We start from the raw sequence: 24,761 nt of genomic DNA on the forward strand, positions 1-24,761 counted from the left end.
TTATCCCGCGTACTGCATGGTGGACCACCACTCGGCATCGGCTTCAATTTCGCCCTGCGCGTTGACGTGGGGGTAAGGCAATTTCTTCTGCTTCGCAACGCGAGCCAGCACCGGATAGCCACCTTCAAACAGCAGGCGCTGCTGCTCCTCTTCCGGCAGCATGCTGTTGCTGCGCTCGTACATTCCGGCATTCTGACGCTGGCGCTGCGCTTCATACAGGATCAGCGCTGAGGCGACCGACACGTTGAGTGACTGGACCATGCCAATCATCGGAATGATGATGTCCCGATCGGCCAAATCCAGTGCTTCCTGCGTGATCCCCGTTTTCTCCTGGCCCATTAAAATACAGGTCGGACGGGTGTAGTCGATCTCACGGAAATCCACGGCTTTAGCAGAGAGGTTGGTTGCCAGAACCTGCATGCCACGCCCTTTCAGGTGCGAGACCGCTTCACCAATAGTCTGGTGAGTTTTCACGGATACCCAGCTGTTGCTGCCTGCGGCGGTGGAGGCCATGGTACGCATACGTGCGCCTGGCCAGACGGCGTGGACTTCATGCACGCCGACGGCATCTGCGGTGCGGACGATAGCAGAGACGTTATGAGGTTTATGGACCTGCTCCATGCAGACCGTCAGATCAGGCTGACGCCTGGCGAGCATTTCGCAGATTCGCTCGTAACGTTTTGAATTCATAATGCTAGTTTCGGTTACGGGTGACTTTAATGACATCCGGCATCACGCGGATCTTGCGCATAATATTTGCCAGATGCACGCGGTCACGGGCGGTCAGGCGAATAAAGGCGCTGTAAACGCGGCCATCTTTTTCTTCCGTATTCAGGCTTTGAATGTTGGACGAGGCCGTGTTAATCGCTGCCGTCAGGTTCGCCAGTGCACCCTGGTGGTTGAACATATCCACCTTGATTTCAGTGATAAATTCCTGCGCCGTCTCTTTATCCCACTCGACCGCCATGAACTTCTCAGGCTCTTTCTGATAGCCACGGATGTTACGGCAGGATTCGTGGTGGATCACCAGCCCTTTACCCGGGCTGACGTGCGCAATAATCGGGTCGCCCGGGATAGGACGGCAGCATTTGGCGAAGGTGATGAGCACACCGTCAGCGCCTTTGATCGGCAGGTGACCATGATTTTGCGTGGTGGCAGGAACGGCTGTCGTTTCGCCTTGTTGCAGATTCTTCGCCACGACCACGCTCATGGCGTTGCCGAGACCAATCTCTGCCAGCAGGTCATCCAGCGAGGCGAGCTTCATACGCTCCAGCTCATGCTGAATGTTTTCTGGCGGGATCTCTGCCAGTTTGCGGCTGCCACCCAGCGCGTGATTGAGCAGACGACGCCCCAGGCTAACGGAGTCGTCGCGCTTAAGGTTTTTCAGCAGCTGGCGGATTTTTGCGCGCGCTTTTGAGCTCACGACAAAGTTCAGCCAGGCGGCGTTAGGACGTGCCCCCGGCGCGGTAATGATCTCCACCGTCTGTCCGCTGAAGAGCGGCTGCGACAGCGGATAAGGCTGCCTGTCGACGCGGGCACCTACGCAGGCATGGCCGATATCGGTATGCACGGCGTAAGCGAAGTCGACCGGTGTCGCGCCCGCAGGCAGTTCGACAATGCGCCCTTCCGGCGTGAAAACGTAAATCTCATCCGGGAAGAGATCGGATTTAACGCTCTCGATAAATTCAAACGAGCTACCTGCGCTCTGTTGCAGCTCCAGCAGGCTCTGCATCCAGCGCTGGGCGCGGATTTGCGCGGTGGTGCTGCTTTCGCCGCCGTGCTCTTTGTAAGCCCAGTGCGCCGCGACACCCATCTCCGCCATCTGATCCATATCTTCGGTACGAATCTGCACCTCAACAGGGACACCGTGCGGGCCAATCATGGAGGTGTGCAAAGACTGATATCCGTTCGCTTTTGGAATGGCGATGTAATCTTTGACGCGCCCCGGACGCGGCTTGTACAGGCTGTGCATCTGCCCCAGCACGCGATAACAGGTGTCTGAGTCGTGGACGATCACGCGGAACGCGTAGATATCCATGATCGAGTGAAAACGCTGCTCTTTGAGCACCATTTTGCAGTAGATAGAGTACAAATGCTTTTCGCGACCGCTCACGCGGCACGGAATGCCCGCTTCCTGCAAACGCCCTTCGATTTCAGAGAGGATCTTTTGAATCATCTCTTTACGGTTACCGCGAGCGGCTTTCACAACCTCTTTAATCACGCGATAGCGGTTCGGGTACAACGCCTCAAAACCCAGCTCTTCCAGCTCGGTTTTAATGTGATGAATACCTAAACGGTGCGCCAGCGGACTGTAGATTTCGAGGGTTTCACGGGCGATGCGGCGACGTTTATCCGGGCGAAGTGAGCCCAGCGTGCGCATATTGTGGGTGCGGTCAGCGAGTTTGATGAGAATGACGCGGATATCCTGCACCATCGCCATGATCATCTTGCGGAAGTTTTCGGCCTGCGCCTCTTTCTTATCGCGGAATTTCAGCTTATCAAGCTTAGAGACCCCTTCCACCAGCTCGGCAACGCTTTTGCCAAACAGCTGTTCCATGTCCTGGTAGGTGGCAGGGGTATCTTCAATCACGTCATGCAGCAGGGCGGCCATCAGCGTTTCGTAGTCGAGTTTCATCTCGGCCAGAATACAGGCCACCGCTACCGGGTGCGTGATATAGGGTTCACCGCTTGAACGTGTCTGGCCCTCGTGAGCGTCACGTGCAACGAGATACGCCTGCTGAAGACGCTTAATCTGGTCTTCAGGCAGGTAGGTTTGAATCAGTTGATTCAGGCTTTCAAACAGATACAAGGGCGACCCGCAGGTTTAATTAACGACGACCTTCAGCAATAGCGGTAACAGCTTGTAATTCAGCGGCTTCCTGCTCTTGCTGCTCCTGGCGCTCACGCACGTCGAGGATCTGGTTGTTGATCAGACCTTCTTCGATTTCGCGAAGTGCAATAACGGTGGTTTTATCGTTTTCTTCCGGTACCAGCGGATCTTTACCGCCTACCTGCATCTGACGAGCGCGACGCGCGGCGACCAGCACCAGGTCAAAACGGTTACCAATTTTCTCTACAGCGTCCTGAACAGTTACGCGTGCCATACTTAAAATGCTCCACAGGTGAAGAAATGACTGGGCATGATACTGAAAGTGGGTTCAGTCTGCCAACAGTTTGGTGATTAATGCGTCATGTCGCTGCTTCTGGCGGCTCATACGCAGGCGTTCTGCGCGAAGGATAGTTTTGAGATCGCTCAGCGCGGCATCAAAATCATCATTCACAATAAGGTAATCATATTCCGCGTAATGGCTCATTTCTGCAACAGCCTGCGCCATACGCTTCGCGATAACTTCTTCGCTGTCCTGGCCGCGACCACGCAGGCGGCGATCCAGTTCATCTTTCGATGGCGGTAAAATAAAGATACTGCGCGAATCAGGCATTTTCTTACGAATTTGCTGCGCGCCCTGCCAGTCGATATCCAGGAACACGTTCACGCCGGTCGCCAGAACCTGCTCAATGGTTTCACGCGAAGTACCGTAGTAGTTACCGAATACTTCTGCGTGTTCAAGAAACGCGTCTCTGCCAATCATCGCTCTGAATTCGTCGTGATTCACAAAGAAATAGTGTTCACCGTGCACTTCACCCGGACGCGGTGCTCGCGTGGTGTGAGAAACAGAAACCTGCGTATCGTACAACGGTTGGGTTTTTAACAGTGCCTGAATAAGGCTGGATTTACCCGCGCCACTAGGGGCAGAAACAATATAAAGCGTGCCTTGAGCCATGAGAGTCTTTTGTATGTGTTAACGAAGAAGTCCTACATACGGGCTTATTATACACGTCGCCGCTGTGTGACGTAGCCTTTGTCACACTTTTTCCCGTGGATGATTAAATTTTGCGTGCCGTTTTCAGCTTTTACCTTCTTTTTGCTGCAATAAAAACAATGCGCTGAAGCGCGCTCGTAAAATGCAATTTTGCAGCTGGTCTGCGGCTCCCGGGCAGGGTATACCCTTCGCAAAACAGGGAGGGGTAATAATGGTGAAATGGATAAGCATACTGATGATCTTCTTAAGCAGCGGGGCGATGGCTATCTGCCCGGTCTGGTCACCGGCTAAAGCCGGGCAGGAGATCGCGGCCCTGAAGGCGCAGCTGACCCGCTGGAATGATGATTACTGGAAGCAGGGCAGCAGCGAGGTGAGCGACGACGTTTACGACAGGCTTAACGCCCGCTTAAAACAGTGGCAGCGCTGTTTTCACGATGAACCGCTGCACGACGATCTTCCAGCCGCCAGTGGGACGGTGAAGCATCCCTTCGCCCATACCGGCGTGCATAAGGTAGAAAGCAAGCAGGCGCTTAGCCGCTGGATGGCGACGCAGCAGGATCTCTGGGTACAGCCAAAGGTGGATGGTGTTGCGGTCACCCTGGTCTACAAAAACGGCAAGCTGGCGCAGGCGATCAGCCGGGGCGACGGCTTACAGGGGGAAGAGTGGACGGCACAGGCGCGAATGATCCCCGCTATTCCGCAAACACTGGCCGGGCCGCTTGCCAACAGCGTGTTGCAGGGGGAACTTTTTCTGCTGCGCGAGGGGCATATCCAGCAGCGGATGGGGGGGATGAACGCGCGTGCGAAGGTAGCGGGGGCGATGATGCGCGAGACCGATCGCGCAGCGCTGAAGCAGACAGGCATTTTTATCTGGGCCTGGCCGAACGGCCCAAAAGTGATGAAAGCACGCCTTTCCGCGCTGGCGGAGGCTGGTTTTACCCTGACGGCGCGCTATACCCTGCCGGTTAAAAACGCGGCTGACGTGGAAGCGCAGCGGACGGCCTGGTTTAAGGCTTCGTTGCCCTTCGCCACGGATGGCATCGTGGTCCGCGCCTCGGCAGAGCCGCCGGGCGAGGAGTGGCTGCCGGGGGAAGGAAGTTGGGTCGTCGCATGGAAATACCTTCCTGTGGCCCAGGTAACGGAAGTCAAAGCGATTCACTTTACCGTTGGCCGTACCGGGCGGATCACCGCGATTGCGCAGCTTGAGCCGCTGATGCTCGACGATAAACGCGTACAGCGCGTCAGCTTAGGGTCAGTTAACCGCTGGCAGAGGCTGGATATTGCCCCCGGCGATCAGGTGCTGGTAAGCCTGGCGGGACAAGGTATTCCCCGGCTGGATAACGTGGTGTGGCGCAATGTGGATCGCCGTAAACCGCAGCCGCCCTCATCGCGCTATAACGGCTTAACCTGTTTCTATGCCTCCCCGGAGTGCATGGAGCAATTTTTTGCCCGGCTGACGTGGCTAAGTTCCAGGCAGGCGTTAGATATCGAAGGTATGGGCGAATCAGGATGGCGGACCCTCTATCAGGCGCATCGGTTTGAGCACCTCTTCTCCTGGCTACAGCTCACGCAGGCGCAGCTCACCGCGACGCCGGGGATATCGGCATCGCATGGCGCTGCGCTGTGGCATCAGTTTAACCTGGCGCGGGAGCGTCCTTTTATCCGCTGGATCACCGCGATGGGAATACCGCTGGCCCGGTCGACGATCAAGGCGGCAGGGGATCGCACCTGGCAGGCGCTGATTCAGCGAAGCGAAGCGGAGTGGCGGATGCTACCGGGTGTCGGGCAGGAGAAAGCCCGCCAGATCGTAAACTGGCTGCATCAGCCTCAGATTGATGCCCTGGCAAAGTGGCTGGCCGCAGAGCACATCGGTGGATTTTAATCTGCATGCGCTCCTGAACAGACTGGCGAGGGAGGAAAACATTTTCGCTGCCGTGAAATAGCGTATTTATGAGACGCGGTTTATATACGCAGTAATTATGAATATAAATGAATTATTCATGATAAATATATTTTGAGGAAATATTATTCCCGATCCTGATTTCAGGGTTTACTCTGCTTGTGTTTTTATTTTTCTCGAGAGGTTGGTTTAATTGATCTCAATCATTATTAATCGAGAACACTAGTCGGTAATGAAGGCGTTATAGGTGATGTAGTCTGTGTGCTTGACGTGGTTTTTCTTTTAATATCAGTTGGTTAAATTTTTAATTAATAATATTTTGAGTTTTTTCTGGTTAACAATTGGTCATATTTATTCTGCCGGAAATCATTGCGTCAAATTATTATAAGAATTATCTTATCCAAAATTTTTAAGGTAGTTACCGCTGGGGTGCATTTTGCATCACTTCTGCGTTTTCCTTTCTTTTTGCACCCCGTGAGGGAGTTAACTATCTGAACTCCAATTGAAGCAATTAAGGGTACCGAAATATATCCTGGCGGTTTATATGCGCTGGTGTTCAGAGCCCAGGGCTTTTACATGGATGATTTTCCGTCCCAGTCGGGCCGGAATTCAGCCCCGGGCTTTATGCCCGTTAACCGGGACCTGGTTTCCAGGTGCTCATATTTTCCTTCATTTGAATGAGGACCAAAAATGAAAAGGACGCTTTGTACAGTGCTGACGGCACTCACGCTGGCGACTGCCTTGCCTGCTATAGGCGCTACCACCGAAGCAGGTAGCACCAGCGCAGCAACAACCGGAACAACAACCGGAGCAACGGTGGGAACTACCGCTGGCACTACGGGGGGACTGGCGGCAGGGGCGATTGGGACAACCGCTGTTGTCACCACCGCTGCGATTGCCGGCGTAGCGACGTTAGCCGTTGTCGCGGCAAGCGACAGTGGCGATGACTCAAGCAATGGTACTTCCACGACGACAGTTACCCGCTAAGGCTGGTGCGCAAGGCGATATAACCTTGCGCTGAACAGCGCAACGACTTGACCCGGCGTCGATATCAAAGCCGGGTATTTAATTGATTTCAATGTTATTTAATCAAGGATTTCTGGTGAGACTGTTTATTCTGCTCATCATGACTCTGCTGATCCAGGGGTGTACGCCGAGCCAGCAGAGCATTATTGAGACCTTTAACGCCAGTCTGGACGGGCGCCAGGATGTGACGGTAACGGACGGGCAGATTCAGGCGCTCCCATACTCAACCATGTACCTGCGACTGGATAATGGCCCGAGGATCCTGGTGGTTCTCGGATACATCGAACAGGGAAACAGTAAATGGTTATCGCAGGATAATGCGATGATCGTCACGCATAACGGTCGCCTTATCCACACGCTCAAGCTTCCTTATAACCTGCTTGAGGTAACCAATCTTGAGCACGATCCGCTGCGCCACACGCCGCAGCTCCGCGACGGCAGCCAGTGGTCGCGTGATGTGCGCTGGCAGGAAGAGGGGCGGTATCGCTCCGCACACCTGACCTCGCGCTTCTCCCTGAGCGGGACGGAAAACCTGACCCTTGCCGGAAACACGCTACGTTGTCAGGTCTGGCAGGAGGCGGTGCAGGCCGACGGCCTCGATCGTCGCTGGCATAACACCTTCTGGATTGATTCCGCTACCGGCCAGGTACGCCAGAGCGAACAGATGCTCGGCGCGGGCGTATTCCCTGTCGCCATGACGATGTTGAAGCCCGCCCCATGAACAGACTCAGAAAATGGTTACCTGGCGTAGGGCTATCTCTCTTCAGCCTGTCCGCCTTATGCGCAAGCGTCGTTACCGTGCATCAGCCGGGCAAAACGTGGTCTGCTGAACCGGCTGATACGCTCTCCCGGCTGGTCACCCAGCCGCAGCTGAACAACGTCTGGTGGCAGGGGGCTGTCATCGCAACCCCTTCCGCCACGCTGCGCGCGCAACAGACGCAACAGCAGGTGCTGGCGTCGCTTTCAGCCTGGCAGAATCGCGCCGATGACGAGCGGATCGCGACCATTCGCGCTGTCGCTGCACAGATCCGCTCCCTGCGGATCGTCGGGCGGCAGTTTGTCAGCCTCGACCCAGATGCCGTGCGTACCGACGCCCGCGGCGATCGCTCCCTTGAGGGCCGTTACGATCTGTGGCTCTCTCCTGCGCCCCGTACCGTCACGCTGATGGGGGCGGTCGTCACGCCGGGGAAACGGGCCTGGCGACCGGGCGCAAGCATCCGGGACTACTTACAGGGGCAGTTGCGGCTGGCCGGCGCCGACAGGAATAACGTAACCGTTATCGATCCTGACGGCAGTACGGTTGTTGCGCCGGTGGCGTACTGGAACGCACGCCATATTGAAGCAGAGCCGGGCGCTGTTCTGTGGGTGGGGTTTGATCCCCGGGCGGTACCGGACGATTTTACCGGTCTGAATGAGCAAATCGTTGCGCTCCTGACGCGGCGGATACCTGACTGATGAACAAACTTTTTTTACTGAGCGGCCTTGCTCTGGCGATCTCTTCTGCCTGCCACGCGGAGCTGCGTACCTGGCCCGATCCGACCGGACCGTCACAGTCCGACTTTGGCGGCACCGGCCTGATGCAAATGCCCGACGCGCGCTTTGGCCGGGAAGGGGAATTCAGCGTCAACTACCGCGATAACAACCAGTACCGTTTTTACTCCTCTTCGGTCGTGCTCTTCCCGTGGCTGGAAGGGACAATTCGCTATACTGACGTCCGCACCCGCAAATACAGCAGCGACGAGGATTTCAGCGGCGATCAAAGCTACAAGGATAAGTCGTTCGACTTTAAAGTTCGTCTGTGGAAAGAGGACTATAGCCTGCCGCAGGTGGCGCTCGGCAAGCGTGATATTGCAGGCACCGGCCTGTTCGATGGTGAATATCTGGTTGCCAGTAAAATGGCCGGACCGGTCGATTTTACCTTTGGAATAGCCTGGGGATATCCCGGTAATAGCGACAACGTGGGTAACCCGCTTTGCCATGACAACAATAAGTATTGCACCCGCGGCGAGTCGCATGATGCCGGAGATATCAGCTTTAGCGATATGTTTCGTGGTCCGGCGTCTCTGTTTGGCGGCCTCCAGTATCAGACGCCCTGGCAGCCCCTGCGCCTGAAGCTTGAGTATGACGGCAACAATTATGCCGATGATTTTGCCGGCTCCATTAAGCAGTCGAGCCATATTAACGTGGGGGCGGTCTATCGCGTTGCCGACTGGGCCGATCTCAACCTCAGCTACGAGCGCGGCAATACGCTGATGTTTGGCTTCACCCTGCGGACCAACTTTAACGACCTGCGCCCCGCGCTGCGTGATAACCCGAAACCGGCCTGGCAACCGGCACCGGCAGGCGAGACGCTGGACTATACCTCTGCGGCGAACCAGCTCACCGCGCTTAAGTACAACGCAGGCTTCGATGCGCCGGAGATCCTTCAGCACGGCAATACCTTATACATGACCGGCGAACAGTATCGCTATCGCGATCCGCGCGAAGCGGTGGATCGTGCCAACCGTATTCTGATCAATAACCTGCCCGACGGGGTCGACACGATCGCTATCACCCAGCAGCGTGATCATCTGCCGCTGGTCACGACGCAAACCGATGTCGCCAGCCTGCGCAAACAGTTGGCGGGGCAGCCGCTCGGCCAGGAGGAGGCGCTCAGGCAGCAGCGCGTCGAGCCTGTTGATACCACAGCATTCGGGCGTGGCTACCGTATTCGCGCCGATCGCTTCAGCTACAGCGTTAAACCGACGCTGGCGCAGTCGCTGGGCGGTCCGGAAGATTTCTATATGTTCCAGGTGGGGGTGATGGCCAGCGCCAGATACTGGCTGACCGATCGTCTGCTGCTCGACGGCGGCGTGTTCGCCAACCTCTATAACAACTACGACAAGTTCAAATCCTCGCTACTTCCCGCTGACTCCAGCCTGCCGCGCGTCAGAACCCATATTCGCGATTATGTCAGCAATGACGCCTACATCAACAACTTACAGGCCAACTATGTCGATGCGCTGGGGTACGGCTTCTATGCCCAGATTTATGGCGGCTACCTCGAAACCATGTACGGCGGCGTGGGAGCAGAGGCGCTCTGGCGCCCGCTGGATAGCGACTGGGCGCTGGGCGTGGATGCGAATTACGTCAAGCAGCGCGACTGGGACGACATGATGCGCTTCACCGACTACAGCGTGCCAACCGGATTTATCACCGCCTACTGGAACCCGGCGAAGCTCAACAGTGTGCTAATGAAGCTGAGCGTCGGGCAGTACCTGGCGAAGGATAAAGGCGCCACCCTCGACGTCGCGAAGCGATTCGACAGCGGCGTGACGGTAGGCGTCTGGGCGGCGCTGACCAACGTCTCGAAAGAGGATTATGGCGAAGGTGGCTTTAGCAAAGGCTTCTACATCTCGATCCCGCTTGATCTGATGACGATCGGCCCAAATCGCAACCGGGCGGTGGTCTCGTGGACGCCTCTCACGCGTGATGGCGGCCAGATGTTAGGCCGTAAATATCAGCTCTATGACATGACGTCAGAACGCGAAACCCCGGTAGGGCAGTAGTACCGGATGAAACAGGCATTACTTAACCAGATGATTTTCCTGAATGAAAAACGTTAAATTTTCCGTGCTGGCGTTGGCTATGATGGCGTTAAGCGGTTGTACTATCGTACCGGGCCAGGGACTTAGCAACCAGGGCAAAGATATTATCGATCTGCCTGACAGCAATTACGATCTGAATAAGATGGTCAACGTCTATCCCCTCACGCCGGGGCTGGTGGAGCAGTTGCTGCCTGGCAAAGTCGACTCCCGCGCGAATCCTGAACTGGATCGCCAGCTTCAGAACTACCAATATTGCATCGGCGTCGGCGACGTGCTGATGGTTACCGTCTGGGACCACCCGGAGCTGACCACCCCCGCAGGTCAGTACCGCAGCGCCAGCGATACGGGCAACTGGGTGAATGCCGATGGCACGATCTTCTACCCCTATATCGGCAAAATCCGCGTCGTCGGCAAAACGCTGGCCCAGGTGCGCGATGAGATCGCCGCCCGGCTGGACTCGGTGATTGAGAGCCCGCAGGTGGATGTCAGCGTCGCGGCATTCCGCTCGCAAAAAGCCTACGTGACGGGCGAAGTGGCTAAGTCGGGCCAGCAGCCCATCACCAACATTCCGCTGACGATAATGGATGCGATCAATGCGGCTGGCGGCCTGACATCTGAGGCGGACTGGCGCCATGTGGTGCTGACCCACAACGGCCAGGACACGCACATTTCGCTCTACGCGCTGATGCAGCGCGGCGATCTCACCCAGAACAAACTCCTCTATCCGGGCGATATTCTCTTCATTCCCCGTAATGACGACCTGAAAGTGTTTGTCATGGGCGAGGTGGGTAAACAGAGCACCCTGAAGATGGACCGTAGCGGCATGACGCTGGCGGAAGCGCTGGGTAATGCACAGGGCGTGAATCAGGATATGGCCGACGCCACCGGAATCTTTGTGATTCGTCCGTTGCAGGGCAAGCAGAACGGCAAAATCGCCAACGTCTACCAGCTTAACGCCCGGGATGCCACCGCGATGGTGTTGAGCACCGAATTTCAGCTTGAGCCTTACGACATCGTCTATGTCACCACCGCGCCGCTGGTGCGCTGGAACCGCGTGATCTCTCAGCTTGTGCCGACCATTACCGGCGTACATGACCTGACTGAAACAGGGAGATATATCAGAACATGGCCAAACTAACGTTTAACGCCATCCTGGTGATCTGTACCGGCAATATCTGCCGCTCCCCCATTGGGGAACGGCTGCTGCGCCGGCTGCTTCCCGCTGCCCGGGTCGATTCAGCGGGAACGTGTGGCCTGGAAGGGCGCACCGCCGATTCACAGGCGACAGAGATCGCCGCCGAACGCGGCACCCTGCTTGAGGGCCACGTGGCGCGCAGGCTCACCCCCGCCATGGTGCGCGACTACGATCTGATTCTGGCGATGGAGCTGGAACATATCGAGCAGGTCACGGCTATCGCACCGGAGGCGCGCGGCAAAATGATGCTCTTTGGTCACTGGACGGGCAGAAAAGAGATCCCGGACCCCTACCGTAAAAACCGGGACGCATTTGAATATGTTTATGGGCTGCTGGAGCAGGCCAGTCTGGAATGGGCGAAACGGCTCAGTTAATCACACGGGATAGTTACGTTTTATGTCAACAAATAACCTTCACGCCCATGATGCGTCTGCCGCGAATAACGAGATCGATCTTGTGCGCCTGTTGGGTGAGCTGCTCGACCACCGAAAATTCATTCTCATCCTTACCGCGCTGTTCACGCTGGTGGCCCTGCTTTATGCGCTCTTTGCCACACCGGTTTATCAGGCCGATGCGCTGATACAGGTGGAACAGAAGCAGGGCAACGCGCTACTCAGTAACCTTAGCGAGTTCATCCCTGACTCCTCGCCGGAGTCGGCACCGGAGCTTCAGCTTCTCCAGTCGCGCATGATCCTCGGTAAAACGATTGATGACCTTAACCTGCGCACGCAGGTAAGTGAAAACTATTTTCCCCTTGTCGGACGCGGCTGGGCGCGGCTCACCGGCCAACAGCCTGGCATCGTCGATATCCGTATGCTCAATCTTCCCCCTGTCGCGGGCCGGGCGCAAAAGCTGACGCTGACCGTCGGCGAGAAGGGCCACTATCAGCTGGAAGGCGATAATGTGACGTTACAGGGCGTTGTGGGACAACCCCTGAGCGCGGCGAATATCGCCATTACCATTGCCGATATCCAGGCGAAGCCGGGTACGCAATTTACGATTACACAGCAGAGTGAGCTGGAGGCCATTGACGCGCTACAGCTGCGTTTTTCCGTGAGCGAGCGCAGCAAGGACAGCGGGATGCTTGGCCTGACCATCACGGGGGAAGACCCCGACGAGATGGCTCGCGTGCTTAACTGCATCGCCGACAACTATTTACAACAGAACGTGGCTCGCCAGGCGGCGCAGGATGCGAAAAGCCTGCAATTTTTGAAGCAGCAGCTTCCGCAGGTGCGCAGCGAGCTGGACCAGGCCGAGGAGAAGCTCAACCGCTATCGCCAGCAAAACGACTCCGTTGACCTGAACCTGGAGGCAAAAGCGGTGCTGGAGCAGATTGTGAATGCGGACAATCAGCTCAATGAACTGACCTTCCGGGAAGCGGAAATTTCGCAGCTCTACAAAAAAGATCACCCCACCTACCGGGCGCTGATTGAGAAACGCCAGACGCTGGAGCAGGAAAAAAACCGCCTGAATAAACGGGTATCGTCCATGCCGTCAACCCAGCAGGAGGTGTTGCGCCTGAGCCGTGATGTGGAGTCGGGACGCGTTATCTACCAGCAGCTGCTTAACCGCGAACAGGAGCTGAGCATCGCCCGGTCGAGCGCAATTGGTAACGTCCGCATTATCGATCCGGCCGTGACCCGGCCGCAGCCAGTCAAGCCGAAAAAAGCGCTGGTCGTCGTTCTGGGGGTTCTCCTGGGTCTGTTCGTCTCTGCGGGCTGGATCCTGGCGCGCAGTATGCTGCGTATGGGCATTGAAACGCCGGAGCAGCTGGAGGAGCACGGGATTAACGTCTATGCCACCGTACCGCTGTCAGAATGGCTGGCTAAAAAGATGCGTTTGCGTAAAAAAGACTTTATGTCCCCAGGGCTGCGCCATAAGACCAAACATATCCCCTTCCTGGCGGCGGATAATCCGGTCGATCTCTCCGTGGAGGCGATTCGCGGCCTGCGCACCAGCCTGCATTTCGCGATGATGGAGTCAGCGAACAATATACTGATGATCTCTGGCGCCACGCCTGACAGCGGTAAAACCTTTGTCAGCAGTACCCTGGCGGCCGTCGTGGCGCAGGCGGGCCAGAAAGTGCTCTATATTGATGCGGATATGCGTCGCGGGTATGCCCATGATCTGTTTAAGCTCGACAATACCTGCGGCTTGTCGGAGATGTTGTCCGGTAAGGCGGAGTATACCCAGGGCGTTCAGACCTTCGATAAAGGCGGGTTCGATACCATCGTGCGCGGGCAGATCCCTCCTAATCCGGCGGAGCTTCTGATGCATACGCGTTTCCAGCAGCTGCTGGACTGGGCGAATGAACGCTACGATCTGGTGATTATCGATACGCCACCGATCCTGGCGGTCACCGACGCGGCGGTTGTCGGCCGTCGCGCAGGCACCACGCTGCTGGTCGCCCGCTTCGGGATGAACAGCGTGAAGGAGATGCTGGTCTGTGTACAGCGTCTGGAGCAGAGTGGCGTCAATACCAAAGGGGTGATTCTCAACGGCGTCGTTAAGCGGGCAAGCAACGCTTACGGCTACGGCTATCATCACTACGGTTACAACTACTCGAGTAACTGATTATCCGGCGCCTGCCCGTTCTGACATTAATGCGCATTGTGTTTGTAATGAAAAACGGGCAGGCCCAGCTTCAGGCGCAATGCCAGCATACGCGCGGTGAAGCCAAACAGCAGGGTGGAGATAACCACCACATCGTGGCTGGTGACATAGTGCTGCAAGGCGACATAAAGAACTGCCGCGGCAAAGGAGATGCCGGCATACAGTTCCTTCTGGAAAACCAGCGGGATACGTTTGCAGAACATATCCCGCAGCACCCCGCCAAACACGCCCGTGATCACGGCAGCAATGGTGGCGATAACCGGGCCTTCACCCATATCGAGAGCGATTTGTGCGCCAATGATGGAAAAAACAATCAGCCCAAGCGCATCCAGCACCAGGAACACGCGGCGCAGATGAGGCATCACCGGGGCCACAATCGTGGTTAGCACGGCTGCCGTTGCCACGATAATGACGTACTCAGGGTTTTTTACCCAGCCGAGCGGATAATGGCCAAGCAGGATATCGCGTACGGACCCGCCGCCGAGCGCGGTGGCTGTGGCAATGATAATCACGCCGAAGGTGTCCATACGGCGACGTCCGGCAGCGAGCGCGCCGGTCATGGCTTCTGCGGTAATGCCAATAAGATAAAGAATGTGAAGCAGCATAAACCCTCCGGAATGAAGAGAAGGAGATTAGCGATTTGTGCGGAAGATCACGATTGAGATTTTCTAAGGTGAGGGAGTTTGCCCTACAGAAAATTATCAACGCATGCCAGGCAGGCTTGATATAAGGCGGGATAGAAAGGAAGTAGGGCTAAGAAAGGATTAGAAAAAGTAATGGGTGGTATGCGAGGCAATACCACCCTGAAAGGAATTACTCGATATTCTGGATCTGCTCGCGCATCTGCTCAATCAGGACCTTCAGTTCAATCGCTGAATTGGTTACCTCTGCATTGATAGACTTAGACGCCAGCGTGTTCGACTCGCGATTGAACTCCTGCATCATAAAGTCGAGACGGCGGCCTACCGCTTCTTTCTTCTTCAGAATGTTGTAGGTCTCTTTAACGTGCGCTTCCAGACGATCCAGCTCTTCAGCCACGTCCACACGCTGCGCCATCAGCACCAGCTCTTGTTCCAGACGGTTGTTTTCCAGCTGGACTTCCGCCTCTTCCAGTTTGGCGACAAGACGCTCACGCTGCCATTGCAGCACTTCTGGCATATGAGCGCGCACTTTAGCGACTTCGGCGCTCACGCCCTCAAGGCGTTGCTCAATCATCGCTTTCAGCGCCTGGCCTTCGGTTTCGCGGGCAACGATAAAGTCGTCCAGCGTGCCGTCGAGTGCAGCCAGGATCTCAGCGGTAATCGCGTCCAGATCCTGCTCTCCGGCGGCCATCACGCCAGGCCAGCGCAGAATATCAACCGGGTTGATCTCGCCTTCATCGCTTTGCATTTTGACCCAGTTCGCCGCATTAACCAGCTGTTTTGCCAACTTTTCGTTCAGGATCAGTTCGCCCTGTGCACTGGCATCAGGCTCAAAACGCAAATTACATTCCACTTTCCCGCGGGTCAGACGCGTACGGATACGCTCACGCACCACAGGCTCCAGGCTGCGGAACTGTTCCGGCATACGGAAATACGTTTCCAGATAGCGCTGGTTTACCGAGCGCATTTCCCAGGTAGCGCTACCCCAGCTACCCTTGATTTCACGCCGGGCGTAGGCGGTCATACTGCGAATCATAGACATTCCCGTTTTTAAAGGAGAGATGGGGGGATTATAGCTTTCAGGGGCTTCTCAGGATAGGAATAAGCGTCCTTTATCCGTATAATGCGCAGCCACATTCGTTTCAAGCCGGAGAATCCATCATGCGTCCAGCAGGTCGTAGCGCCAACCAGGTGCGTCCCGTCACCCTGACCCGTAACTATACAAAACACGCTGAAGGCTCCGTGCTGGTTGAGTTTGGTGACACCAAGGTGCTTTGCACCGCGTCCATTGAAGAGGGCGTGCCTCGCTTCCTGAAAGGTCAGGGCCAGGGGTGGATCACCGCCGAATACGGTATGTTGCCACGCGCAACCCATACCCGTAATGCCCGTGAAGCGGCAAAAGGTAAGCAGGGCGGCCGTACTATGGAGATTCAGCGCCTGATCGCGCGTGCGCTCCGCGCCGCGGTTGACCTGAAAACGTTGGGTGAGTTCACCATCACGCTGGACTGCGACGTGATCCAGGCCGATGGTGGCACGCGTACGGCCTCTATTACCGGTGCCTGTGTGGCGCTGGCAGACGCCCTGAACAAGCTGGTTGCCGCCGGTAAGCTGAAAACCAACCCAATGAAAGGGATGGTTGCTGCTGTCTCCGTTGGTATCGTTAACGGCGAAGCGCTTTGCGATCTGGAATACGTTGAAGATTCTGCCGCAGAAACCGACATGAACGTGGTGATGACCGAAGATGGTCGCATCATTGAAGTGCAGGGTACGGCAGAAGGCGAGCCATTCACCCACGAAGAACTGCTCACCTTGCTGGCGTTGGCCCGAGGGGGAATCGAATCTATTGTAGCGACGCAGAAAGCGGCGTTAGAAAATTGATTTTAAGGCGACCAATGAGTCGCCTTTTTTTTGCCTGTAAGACTGAAAAGACAAAGGAGCAAATCCATGAAATCGTATCAGCGCCAGTTTATTGAGTTTGCGCTTAACAAGCAGGTACTTAAGTTTGGCGAGTTCACGCTGAAATCCGGGCGTAAAAGCCCGTATTTCTTCAACGCCGGGCTGTTTAATACCGGGCGCGACCTGGCACTGTTAGGCCGCTTCTATGCCGAAGCGCTGGTGGATTCCGGGATTGATTTCGACCTGCTGTTTGGCCCCGCGTACAAAGGCATTCCAATCGCAACCACCACGGCGGTGGCGCTGGCGGAGCACCATGACCGCGACGTACCGTACTGCTTTAACCGTAAAGAGGCCAAAACCCACGGTGAAGGCGGCAATCTGGTAGGCAGCGCGTTGCAGGGCCGCGTGATGCTGGTGGATGACGTGATCACCGCAGGTACCGCGATCCGTGAATCGATGGAGATAATCCAGGCTAACGGTGCAACCCTTGCGGGCGTGCTGATTTCGCTCGATCGTCAGGAGCGTGGGCGCGGCGACATCTCTGCTATTCAGGAAGTGGAGCGCGACTACAACTGCAAAGTGACGTCGATTATCACCCTGAAAGATCTGATTGCGTATCTGGAAGAGAAGCCTGAGATGGCTGATCATCTGGCGGCGGTGCGTCAATACCGCGAAGAGTTTGGCGTATAATTCAATTGCCCGGTGGCGCTGCGCTTACCGGGCCTACCCGTTCGTAGGCCGGATAAGGCGAAGCCGCCATCCGGCGATGGCGTTACTGTAACTGAGCAGCCACTAACGGCCAGCGGGCGTCAAAATCGTCCGTTGGTCGATATTTAAACTCGCTGCGCACAAACCGGGAGAGCATCCCTTCGCAAAATGCCAGGATCTGGCTTGCCAGCAGGGTCTCATCCGTATTATATCCCTCGCCTTCCCGCATTTTCTTCTCGCGCAGAACCTGACGCAGCTGGGCTTCGATACGCTCAAAAAGCTGGTTTATACGGCCTTGCAGACGATCCTGTTCAAACATCAGCGCGTGGCCGGTCAGAATACGGGTCAGACCCGGGTTACGTTCACCAAAGCCCAGAATCAGCAGCACAATCAGACGCAGACGCGTGCTGGTGTCTTTTTCATCCTTCAGAATCAGGTTGATGCGCGTGATCAGGCTGTCTTCGATAAACTCGATCAGGCTGTCAAACATCCGGGTTTTGCTCGGGAAATGACGATACAGCGCCGCCTCTGACACGCCCACAGAGGCCGCCAGTTTTGCGGTGGTGATGCGTTGACTGCCGTCGCTGGATTCAAGCATCAGAGCCAGAGATTGAAGTATTTCTTCGCGACGATTCCTTTTCGCGGTTTGTTTTTCTGCCATGTTACAAAATACCCCTGAAAATAAGCACTTGTCAGGCTGGCAACCACACAGCGACCCGCAAACTGACGTTTGCGGTTTGTTATTGCATTATGGCGCTGTGAGATGCGTGTTTGTCGGGCGGTTATTTGCGCCCGGAATGGCCGAAGCCGCCTTCGCCACGGTCGGTAGCGTCGAAGTCTGCCACCAGGTTAAATTCTGCCTGCACCACCGGTACAAACACCATCTGCGCGATACGCTCGCCCGGCTCAATGGTGAAGCTGTCCTGGCCACGGTTCCATACGGATACCATCAGCTGACCCTGATAGTCAGAGTCGATCAGGCCGACCAGGTTACCCAGCACGACGCCATGCTTATGGCCCAGGCCAGAGCGCGGCAGGATCACCGCTGCCAGTGACGGGTCAGCAATGTGAATCGCCAGCCCGGTCGGGATCAGGGTCGTTGCACCCGGCGCCAGTTCTACGGCGTCATCGAGACAGGCGCGCAGGTCAAGACCGGCAGAGCCGGAGGTGGCATACGTTGGCAGCGGAAATTGCTCGCCAACGCGCGGGTCCAGAATCTTAACGTCGATTTTTTTCATCATAACGGGTAACGATCTCGTCCAGTAAGTGTTGGCCCAGGAGTTCTTTGCGCTCAAGCGGTAAGACTTTATCTCCATCCTGCCAGAAAAGGTGCAATGCGTTGCTGTCGCTGTTAAATCCTTGCGTGGACAGCGATACGTCGTTCGCGCAAATTAAATCGAGGTTTTTGCGGGTACGTTTTTGCCGGGCATATTCTTCCACATTATTCGTTTCTGCGGCAAACCCAACAACGTAAGGACGATGAGTTTTCAGTGCGGCGACACCGGCAACGATATCCGGGTTCTTCACCATTTTTATTGTTAATTCATCGCCTTGCTTTTTAATTTTGGCGTCAGCAATAGTTTCGGCGCGGTAATCAGCGACGGCCGCACAGCCGATAAAAATATGCTGCTGTTGAGCATGTGCCTGTACGGCGGCGTTCATTTCCAGCGCGGTCGTCACATCAATACGCTGCACAAACGCAGGGGTGGTAAGCGACACCGGGCCGCTCACCAGCGTGACGTTCGCGCCGCGTTTGGCTGCCGCGGCAGCAATCGCAAAGCCCATTTTGCCGGAGCTGTGGTTGGTGATGTAACGCACCGGATCCAGCGGCTCGCGCGTGGGGCCCGCGGTAATCATGATGTTGAGATGTTGCATATCGTTGACAGGCGAGAAATGGGCGGCGGCCATATCAACAATCGTTAATGGGTCGAGCATACGCCCTGGCCCCACGTCGCCGCAGGCCTGGCTGCCGCTGTCCGGTCCCCAAATCAGCAGGCCGCGCGAGGCCAGCGTGTCCAGATTGTGCTGGGTAGCGGCGTTGCGGTACATCTGCTGGTTCATTGCGGGCACAACCGCGACGGGCGCAGGCGTGGCGAGGCAAATGGTCGTTACCAGATCGTTCGCCATACCGGCTGCCAGGCGGGCAATTAAATCTGCCGTGGCGGGGGCAAGGATAACCAGATCGGCCCATTTCCCCAGCTCAATGTGGCCCATTGCGGCTTCGGCCGCCGGATCGAGAAGGCTGTCGGATACCGGGTATCCCGAGACGGCTTGCAGGCTCAGTGGGGTGATAAAGGCTTTGCCGCCTTCGGTGATCGCGACCCGTACGTCGGCCCCGCGCTCGCGCAAACGGCGCACCAGGTCTGGCGTTTTATAGGCAGCAATACCGCCGCTGACGCCAAGAACGATTTTTTTACCGGCCAGGCTCATCATGATTCTTTCCTGTTGGGTTTCACCAGAGAGCGGGCATTTTATCACAATCCCTAAAACGGGGTGATGATGTCCTTAATTCACTTTGCGAGGCGTTACGCAAGAACGAAATGCCAGCATCGAACCCCGAATTTGCCTGTGGCAGCATAATGGCAAACAGAAGGAGGCCAGGCATGGAAGAGACTGAACTGCTGCTACCGCGTGAAAAAATGCTGCGTCATGGCGTCACGTTGTTAAAGGACGACGAGCTGCTGGCGCTCTTTTTACGCACAGGCACGCCGGGGAAAACGGTATTTACGCTGGCGAAAGAACTGATAGACCATTTCGGTTCACTGTATGGATTGCTGACCGCTGAGCTGGAGGCGTTTACGCACGTTGAGGGCATTGGCGTGGCGAAATATGCCCAGTTGCGGGGCATTGCCGAGCTGGCCCGGCGATTTTACAACGTGCGTATGGAGGAAGAAGACCCGATCCTCACCCCCGACATGACCCGCGAATTTCTGCAAAGCCAGCTCTCCGATCTGGAGCGGGAGATCTTTATGGTGATCTTTCTCGACAACAAAAACCGGGTACTGAAACATACCCGCCTTTTTTCGGGAACATTGAGCCATGTTGAGGTGCATCCGCGTGAAATTGTGCGGGAAGCGATAAAAGTGAATGCAGCCGGCGTGATCCTCGCGCATAATCACCCCTCTGGCTGTGCAGAACCAAGCAGAGCTGACAAAGCAATTACCGAACGTATTATCAAATGCTGTCAATTCATGGACATTCGTGTGCTGGACCATCTGATAATTGGCCGCGGAGAGTACATTTCTTTTGCCGAACGTGGCTGGATTTAGGCCTTTTCTCGCGATCCATCGGGATCTTTGTCTGTTCGGGACTTGAGCACACCGCCGAGTCAGCGTATACTACGCCACCTTTGAGAATCTCGGGTTTGGCATTTGGGCCTGGCAATCGAGAGTTCAATAGAACTATGCGATGACCGGGCTGTAAAGCCTGACGAGGCGCCGATACCCCATACGAAGCTCGAGCTAATTTGATTTTTGGAGAATAGACATGTCCCGAGTCTGCCAAGTTACTGGCAAGCGTCCGGTGACCGGTAACAACCGTTCCCACGCACTGAACGCGACTAAACGCCGTTTCCTGCCGAACCTGCACTCTCACCGTTTCTGGGTTGAGAGCGAGAAGCGTTTTGTCACCCTGCGCGTATCTGCTAAAGGTATGCGTGTAATCGATAAGAAAGGCATCGATACAGTTCTGTCCGAACTGCGTGCCCGTGGCGAAAAGTACTAAGTACTTAAAGAGGAAATAAATCATGGCTAAAGGTATTCGCGAGAAAATCAAGCTGGTTTCTTCTGCTGGTACAGGTCACTTCTACACCACCACGAAGAACAAACGTACTAAGCCGGAAAAACTGGAACTGAAAAAATTCGATCCAGTTGTACGCCAGCACGTACTGTACAAAGAAGCTAAAATCAAATAATTTTAGTCTCCTTGTATTGAAAAACCCCGCAACTGCGGGGTTTTTTGCATTCTGCATCTCAACGGAGGAACCATGCCTGAATTACCTGAGGTAGAGACCAGCCGCCGCGGCATTGAGCCCCATCTGGTTGGCGCGACTATTCTTCATGCTGTCGTTCGCAACGGGCGTCTGCGCTGGCCGGTGTCCGATGAGATCCACGCGTTAAGTGACAAACCCGTCCTGAGCGTGCAGCGCCGCGCGAAATACCTGCTGCTGGAGCTGCCTGACGGCTGGATCATTATCCATCTGGGCATGTCGGGAAGCCTGCGTATTCTTACCGAAGAGTTGCCTGCGGAAAAGCACGACCACGTTGATCTGGTGATGAGTAACGGCAAAGTGCTGCGTTACACCGACCCGCGTCGCTTTGGCGCATGGCTGTGGACCAAAGAGCTGGAAGGACACAACGTGCTGGCGCATCTCGGACCTGAGCCGCTCTCAGAGGCGTTTAACGCAGATTATCTCAAAGAGAAGTGCGCGAAAAAGAAAACCCCGATTAAACCCTGGCTGATGGATAACAAGCTGGTGGTGGGCGTGGGGAATATCTACGCCAGCGAATCGTTGTTTGCCGCCGGGATCCATCCCGATCGGCTGGCCTCCTCGCTGTCGGCGCAGGAGTGCGAGCTGCTGGTCAGAGTTATTAAAGCGGTACTGCTGCGCTCAATTGAGCAGGGCGGGACGACGCTGAAGGATTTCCTGCAAAGCGACGGGAAGCCGGGTTATTTTGCGCAGGAGTTGCAGGTTTATGGCCGTAAGGGTGAGCCGTGCAGAGCCTGCGGGACGCCGATTATTGCCACGAAGCACGCTCAGCGCGCCACGTTTTACTGCCGTCAGTGTCAGAAGTAGGGTTACTTTAGCTTTTCCATCAACGCCTGGTGGACGTTAACCGGCAGGAAGTGGGTAACGTCCCCATGATGGCGCGCCACCTCTTTCACCAGCGAAGAAGAGATGAAGGACCACTCTTTGGAGGGCATCAGGAATACGCTCTCCAGCTCCGGCATCAGATGGCGGTTCATGTGTGCCAGCTGCATCTCATATTCGAAGTCTGCTACCGCGCGAAGACCGCGGATCAGGATATTGGCATGCCGGTCACGGGCAAAGTTTGCCATCAAGTCGCTGAATCCGACGACCTCAACATTCGACAGATGCGAAATCGCATCGGTGGCAAGCTGCACGCGTTCGTTCAGGTCGAACATCGGCTTTTTGCTCGGGCTGGCGGCAATGGCCAGAATCACCTTGTCGAACATACACGCCGCACGGGTGATGATATCAAGATGACCGTTAGTGATCGGATCGAAGGTACCCGGATAAATCGCTTTTGTGCTCATGGCTCACGTTTTCTCTGAGTAGCCGCGGTTCAGCGCCCACAGCTCGGTGTATTTGTTAAAAGTATACTGGGCATTCACTACGGCCAGTAACCAGCCCTGTTTGCCGTCCAGCACGCCGCCACGCAGCAGCAGCGTTTTCAGAAACGCGCCCAGCGTGTGGGTGAAGATGCCGGTCAGCGTGGCCTTCTTGCCGCGTGCATGCCGCTCCTGTGCCCAGGCGGTGGCATAGTTCAGCTGTTTACGCTGGAAGCTGGCGAAATCGCGGCAGGTCAGATGAAGCAGATCGCCCGTCAGGGGGATGACCTGAGCGTTATCGCAGGCCAGAGACTCATGGACCAGGTTATCGTTGTACTGATAACGCTCGCGGGCATAGAGGCGCATCACGCGGTCGGGGTACCAGCCGCTGTGGCGCATAAAGCGGCCCAGGAAATAGTTACGACGCGCGATACTGTAGACCGCGCCAGGCTGTGGCGCGGCAAGCACCGTTTGAATGGCCTGTCGGAGTTCTGGGGTGACGCGCTCATCGGTATCGATCATCAACACGTAATCGCCCGTGGCGTAACCCTGCGCACGCTGACGCTGAATACCGTAGCCCTGCCAGTCGGTGTCGGTAAAGACTTTTGCCCCGGCTGCACGGGCAACGTCCGCCGTATTGTCCGTACTTCCGGAGTCGAGAATGACGATTTCGTCAGCCCAGGCAACAGAGGCCAGGCAATCCGGAAGCAGGTCGGCGGCGTTTTTGGCGATCATCACGACCGACAGACGCGTTGACATTAGTGGCTCCGCTGCGGCAGATAAGGTTGCAGAAGTTGCAGCAGACGGGTCAGTGCGCCCTGGTTCTGATGCAGGACTTCAACGGCGTGACGACCGTACCACAGGCGGTAATCTTCGTCAGTCAGAAGGGTTGAGACCTCTTTGACCACCGAGTCCGCATCGGTCACGGTGATTAAGCCATCGGCTTGCTGCAATTTCGCGCAGATATCTTTGAAGTTAAACGTGTGTGGACCCATCAGCACGGGAATGGCGTGGGCTGCCGGCTCCAGCGGGTTATGACCACCTCGCTCCACCAGGCTACCTCCAACAAAGGCGAGGTCTGCAATGCCGTACAGCAGCATCAGTTCGCCCATCGTATCGCCAATCACCACCTGCGTGCTGCCAGAGGGGATTTCGCCGCTGCTGCGCAGGGTAAAGCTGAAACCGCCTTTTTGCACCATCTCGCGGGCATCTTTAAAACGCTCCGGATGGCGAGGAACCAGAATCAGCAGTAAATCAGGGAATTTTTCCAGCAGCTGGCGGTGAGCCTGAAGGATAATGGCTTCTTCGCCGTCATGGGTGCTGGTGGCAATCCAGACCTGGCGACGCGGCGCCCACTGACGACGCAGCGTTACCGCACGGGCGGCGAGTTCAGGGGTGACGGAAATATCGAACTTCAGGCTACCCGTGACCGCAAGCTGGTTGCGCTTCAGACCTAGGGCGATAAAGCGCGCGGCATCTTCTTCGTTCTGCGCGGCGATCAGCGTGATTTTGCTGAGCAGGCGACGCATAAATTTACCCAGCTTGCCGTACCCTTTAGCCGAGCGTTCCGACAGACGCGCGTTGGCGATAACCAAAGGAATTTTACGGGCATGCAGGGCGGAAATCATATTCGGCCACAGTTCGGTTTCCATGACGATCACCAGTTTAGGGCGCACGGTATTCAGGAAACGGTTCATGGCGCAGGGGAGATCGTACGGCAGGTAGACGTGATGCACGTCTTTACCGAAGGCAGACATCACGCGCTCTGAGCCGGTTGGCGTCATCGTGGTGACGGTGATGGGCAGTGACGGATAACGGTGGCGCAGGGCACGCACCAGTGGAATGGCGGCCAGCGTTTCCCCGACTGACACGGAATGCAGCAGAATACCGTCCGGCGCCACTTTATTGCGGCAGTAGCCATAGCGTTCGGCCCAGCGTTTACGGTACGCAGGCGCTTTACGGCTACGAAGCAACAGTCGCAGCCAAACCAGTGGCTGAATGATGTAGAGCAGGGCGGTATACAACAATTCCAAGCGATTATCCGTTTTTTTAGTTTCGGCCGGGAAATTCTAAGCATTTAAG

26 protein-coding genes are annotated in these 24,761 nt (G+C 56.1%); 14 read left to right on the forward strand and 12 right to left on the reverse strand.

Features of this window, described 5'->3' with window-relative positions:
- Genes trmH through gmk form a run of 4 tightly spaced genes read right to left on the reverse strand, consistent with a single transcriptional unit; the run spans position 1 to position 3,782 of the window.
- On the reverse strand, positions 1 to 690 hold the full coding sequence (gene trmH, locus O1724_RS00935; protein WP_003860922.1) for a tRNA (guanosine(18)-2'-O)-methyltransferase TrmH: 690 nt from the start codon (positions 688 to 690) through the stop codon (positions 1 to 3).
- 4 nt (positions 691 to 694) lie between these two features.
- Complete coding sequence (gene spoT / locus O1724_RS00940) at positions 695 to 2,809, reverse strand: bifunctional GTP diphosphokinase/guanosine-3',5'-bis pyrophosphate 3'-pyrophosphohydrolase (RefSeq protein ID WP_003860921.1); 2,115 nt, start codon at positions 2,807 to 2,809, stop codon at positions 695 to 697.
- Positions 2,810 to 2,828: 19 nt separating this feature from the next.
- The gene (rpoZ, locus tag O1724_RS00945; protein ID WP_000135058.1) at positions 2,829 to 3,104 is read right to left on the reverse strand and encodes a DNA-directed RNA polymerase subunit omega; all 276 of its coding nucleotides are present in this window, start codon (positions 3,102 to 3,104) and stop codon (positions 2,829 to 2,831) included.
- Positions 3,105 to 3,158: 54 nt separating this feature from the next.
- The gene (gene gmk, locus O1724_RS00950; protein ID WP_006177710.1) at positions 3,159 to 3,782 is read right to left on the reverse strand and encodes a guanylate kinase; all 624 of its coding nucleotides are present in this window, start codon (positions 3,780 to 3,782) and stop codon (positions 3,159 to 3,161) included.
- Positions 3,783 to 4,032: 250 nt separating this feature from the next.
- Here gmk and ligB point away from each other — a divergent pair, with 250 nt between their 5' ends.
- From ligB to etk, 8 genes are all read left to right on the forward strand, one after another.
- Positions 4,033 to 5,703, forward strand: a complete 1,671-nt coding sequence (ligB, locus tag O1724_RS00955) for an NAD-dependent DNA ligase LigB (RefSeq protein WP_126296883.1) — start codon at positions 4,033 to 4,035, stop codon at positions 5,701 to 5,703.
- A 708-nt stretch (positions 5,704 to 6,411) separates the two neighbouring features.
- A complete protein-coding gene (locus O1724_RS00960) occupies positions 6,412 to 6,708 on the forward strand; it encodes a hypothetical protein (protein ID WP_022650140.1) in 297 nt (98 codons plus the stop codon).
- A gap of 115 nt (positions 6,709 to 6,823) precedes the next feature.
- Positions 6,824 to 7,468, forward strand: a complete 645-nt coding sequence (locus tag O1724_RS00965; RefSeq protein WP_022650141.1) for a YjbF family lipoprotein — start codon at positions 6,824 to 6,826, stop codon at positions 7,466 to 7,468.
- Positions 7,465 to 8,202 (forward strand): capsule biosynthesis GfcC family protein, encoded by a 738-nt coding sequence (locus O1724_RS00970; RefSeq protein WP_023323967.1) that lies wholly within the window; start codon positions 7,465 to 7,467, stop codon positions 8,200 to 8,202. Before O1724_RS00965 ends, O1724_RS00970 begins: the two co-directional genes overlap by 4 nt.
- Positions 8,202 to 10,295, forward strand: coding sequence for a YjbH domain-containing protein (locus tag O1724_RS00975; protein ID WP_126296884.1), 2,094 nt, complete (start codon positions 8,202 to 8,204; stop codon positions 10,293 to 10,295). The genes O1724_RS00970 and O1724_RS00975 overlap by 1 nt, the downstream gene beginning before the upstream one ends.
- 43 nt (positions 10,296 to 10,338) lie before the next feature.
- The gene (locus O1724_RS00980; protein WP_045342684.1) at positions 10,339 to 11,472 is read left to right on the forward strand and encodes a polysaccharide export protein; all 1,134 of its coding nucleotides are present in this window, start codon (positions 10,339 to 10,341) and stop codon (positions 11,470 to 11,472) included.
- Complete coding sequence (locus O1724_RS00985) at positions 11,460 to 11,903, forward strand: arsenate reductase/protein-tyrosine-phosphatase family protein (protein ID WP_015570047.1); 444 nt, start codon at positions 11,460 to 11,462, stop codon at positions 11,901 to 11,903. Before O1724_RS00980 ends, O1724_RS00985 begins: the two co-directional genes overlap by 13 nt.
- A gap of 22 nt (positions 11,904 to 11,925) precedes the next feature.
- Positions 11,926 to 14,103 (forward strand): tyrosine-protein kinase, encoded by a 2,178-nt coding sequence (gene etk / locus O1724_RS00990; protein ID WP_045332964.1) that lies wholly within the window; start codon positions 11,926 to 11,928, stop codon positions 14,101 to 14,103.
- A gap of 26 nt (positions 14,104 to 14,129) precedes the next feature.
- Here the strand turns inward: etk and O1724_RS00995 are convergent, their stop codons facing one another.
- Together O1724_RS00995 and O1724_RS01000 are read right to left on the reverse strand one after the other, a co-directional pair.
- Positions 14,130 to 14,747, reverse strand: coding sequence for a trimeric intracellular cation channel family protein (locus O1724_RS00995; protein ID WP_015570045.1), 618 nt, complete (start codon positions 14,745 to 14,747; stop codon positions 14,130 to 14,132).
- Positions 14,748 to 14,955: 208 nt separating this feature from the next.
- A complete protein-coding gene (locus O1724_RS01000) occupies positions 14,956 to 15,819 on the reverse strand; it encodes a YicC/YloC family endoribonuclease (protein WP_003860907.1) in 864 nt (287 codons plus the stop codon).
- A gap of 125 nt (positions 15,820 to 15,944) precedes the next feature.
- On the opposite strand from O1724_RS01000, the gene rph reads away from it, so the two are divergent.
- Positions 15,945 to 16,661, forward strand: coding sequence for a ribonuclease PH (gene rph / locus O1724_RS01005; RefSeq protein WP_015570044.1), 717 nt, complete (start codon positions 15,945 to 15,947; stop codon positions 16,659 to 16,661).
- A 66-nt stretch (positions 16,662 to 16,727) separates the two neighbouring features.
- Positions 16,728 to 17,369, forward strand: coding sequence for an orotate phosphoribosyltransferase (gene pyrE, locus O1724_RS01010; RefSeq protein ID WP_003860903.1), 642 nt, complete (start codon positions 16,728 to 16,730; stop codon positions 17,367 to 17,369).
- 82 nt (positions 17,370 to 17,451) lie between these two features.
- Here the strand turns inward: pyrE and slmA are convergent, their stop codons facing one another.
- The 3 genes from slmA to coaBC all read right to left on the reverse strand — a co-directional run bounded on the left by slmA (position 17,452) and on the right by coaBC (position 19,817).
- Positions 17,452 to 18,048 carry a nucleoid occlusion factor SlmA gene (slmA, locus tag O1724_RS01015; protein ID WP_003860901.1) on the reverse strand — a complete coding sequence of 199 codons (597 nt, stop codon included), beginning with the start codon at positions 18,046 to 18,048 and terminating at the stop codon, positions 17,452 to 17,454.
- Between the two features lie 121 nt (positions 18,049 to 18,169).
- Complete coding sequence (gene dut, locus O1724_RS01020) at positions 18,170 to 18,628, reverse strand: dUTP diphosphatase (protein ID WP_015570042.1); 459 nt, start codon at positions 18,626 to 18,628, stop codon at positions 18,170 to 18,172.
- Entirely contained in the window at positions 18,606 to 19,817 is a 1,212-nt protein-coding gene (coaBC, locus tag O1724_RS01025; RefSeq protein ID WP_168707755.1) for a bifunctional phosphopantothenoylcysteine decarboxylase/phosphopantothenate--cysteine ligase CoaBC, read from the reverse strand. The genes dut and coaBC overlap by 23 nt, the downstream gene beginning before the upstream one ends.
- Positions 19,818 to 19,990: 173 nt before the next feature.
- Here coaBC and radC point away from each other — a divergent pair, with 173 nt between their 5' ends.
- From radC to mutM, 4 genes are all read left to right on the forward strand, one after another.
- Positions 19,991 to 20,656: a RadC family protein gene (gene radC / locus O1724_RS01030; RefSeq protein ID WP_006812419.1), complete on the forward strand. Its 666-nt coding sequence runs from the start codon at positions 19,991 to 19,993 to the stop codon at positions 20,654 to 20,656.
- Positions 20,657 to 20,873: 217 nt separating this feature from the next.
- Positions 20,874 to 21,110, forward strand: coding sequence for a 50S ribosomal protein L28 (gene rpmB, locus O1724_RS01035; RefSeq protein ID WP_002436699.1), 237 nt, complete (start codon positions 20,874 to 20,876; stop codon positions 21,108 to 21,110).
- 22 nt (positions 21,111 to 21,132) lie between these two features.
- Positions 21,133 to 21,300 carry a 50S ribosomal protein L33 gene (gene rpmG, locus O1724_RS01040; protein ID WP_003024094.1) on the forward strand — a complete coding sequence of 56 codons (168 nt, stop codon included), beginning with the start codon at positions 21,133 to 21,135 and terminating at the stop codon, positions 21,298 to 21,300.
- Between the two features lie 72 nt (positions 21,301 to 21,372).
- Entirely contained in the window at positions 21,373 to 22,182 is an 810-nt protein-coding gene (gene mutM / locus O1724_RS01045; protein WP_003860879.1) for a bifunctional DNA-formamidopyrimidine glycosylase/DNA-(apurinic or apyrimidinic site) lyase, read from the forward strand.
- 2 nt (positions 22,183 to 22,184) lie between these two features.
- Here mutM and coaD read toward each other — a convergent pair whose 3' ends face one another.
- Genes coaD through waaA form a run of 3 tightly spaced genes read right to left on the reverse strand, consistent with a single transcriptional unit; the run spans position 22,185 to position 24,712 of the window.
- Positions 22,185 to 22,664, reverse strand: coding sequence for a pantetheine-phosphate adenylyltransferase (coaD, locus tag O1724_RS01050; RefSeq protein ID WP_023315165.1), 480 nt, complete (start codon positions 22,662 to 22,664; stop codon positions 22,185 to 22,187).
- Between the two features lie 3 nt (positions 22,665 to 22,667).
- Entirely contained in the window at positions 22,668 to 23,438 is a 771-nt protein-coding gene (locus O1724_RS01055) for a glycosyltransferase family 2 protein (protein WP_003860875.1), read from the reverse strand.
- The gene (waaA, locus tag O1724_RS01060) at positions 23,438 to 24,712 is read right to left on the reverse strand and encodes a lipid IV(A) 3-deoxy-D-manno-octulosonic acid transferase (protein ID WP_003860874.1); all 1,275 of its coding nucleotides are present in this window, start codon (positions 24,710 to 24,712) and stop codon (positions 23,438 to 23,440) included. Before waaA ends, O1724_RS01055 begins: the two co-directional genes overlap by 1 nt.
- Between the last annotated feature and the right edge of the window lie 49 nt (positions 24,713 to 24,761).

It is taken from the genome of Enterobacter cloacae complex sp. HYC074_NIDB, from assembly GCF_056673345.1.